Origin of the sequence: Marispirochaeta aestuarii, from assembly GCF_002087085.1 — a bacterium.
Lineage (GTDB): Bacteria > Spirochaetota > Spirochaetia > JC444 > Marispirochaetaceae > Marispirochaeta > Marispirochaeta aestuarii.
In genome coordinates this window covers 1-804 of the sequence record NZ_MWQY01000062.1, presented here as the reverse complement: position 1 = coordinate 804, position 804 = coordinate 1, and the positions used below count along the sequence as shown (strand labels likewise).

General features: G+C 53.4%; 1 protein-coding gene. It reads right to left on the bottom strand.

Translation table 11 applies throughout. The annotated features are described in order from the left end of the window. Window positions 1–804: hypothetical protein (locus B4O97_RS19110; RefSeq protein WP_198947106.1), on the bottom strand; the 804-nt coding region annotated here is incomplete at both ends.

The following is an 804-nucleotide window of genomic DNA, read 5'->3' as shown; positions in this document are numbered from 1 at the left end:
CTTAAGCCAGATCAGCCTGTCACTGACAGAGAGCCGGGCAGTCCGTGAGAAAAAGCGCCTTTGGGTAAACACCGTCCTCATCTCTGATGCAATGCGCTGAGCCGGAATACCCGCCCGTTCAGCATGGCTTATCGTACTTTCCTCCCTCTTCCCTATCCGATACGGCTTGATGTAATTGTGATACAGCCGATAGACCGCAAGCCGCTCCATGCAGTTGCACGCATTCCGGGCAAACTGCACCGTTTCCCGGGTGTGATCAGAATTATCCTTTCGAATCTCCCGGTCAAGATAATTCACACTGAACAGCTGGTTCCGCACCGTCCGCGGAAGTTTCGAACTGATCCTCAGATGCTGTATGCGTTGTCTCTCGTCTCCGGTAAGATCGTGCATTACCCTGGCGTACTGGGGATGTTCATCGGTAAAGAGTGTTACAGACGAGTGCCTGCTCGTCTCCTGAAGTTCCAGTCCGAGGCGTACCAAGTCCTGAAACGACCGATAGATACTTCGCCTGTGTCCGGAGAACGCGGCCTGTACTTGACGGTTCTTTTTCTTTTGATATGCAGTCATGCGGCCCTTTCTGCGCAAATGGGCATAGTCTGAGGCAAACCAGAACTGAGATTCTTTTCCCGCCAGGAGGTTGATATTGTTGGGGAAGTACTGGGAGCAGACAAAGCTCTCGAAGCCGTCCGCCACCAGGTCCTCGGTCAGGGAGATCTCTGCAGATAAGGAGGAGTGGACAGCGACAGCCTGTCTTGCCATACGGCCGATACGGTTGGTGATGGTATTGGGTGAGACCTTCAGAAG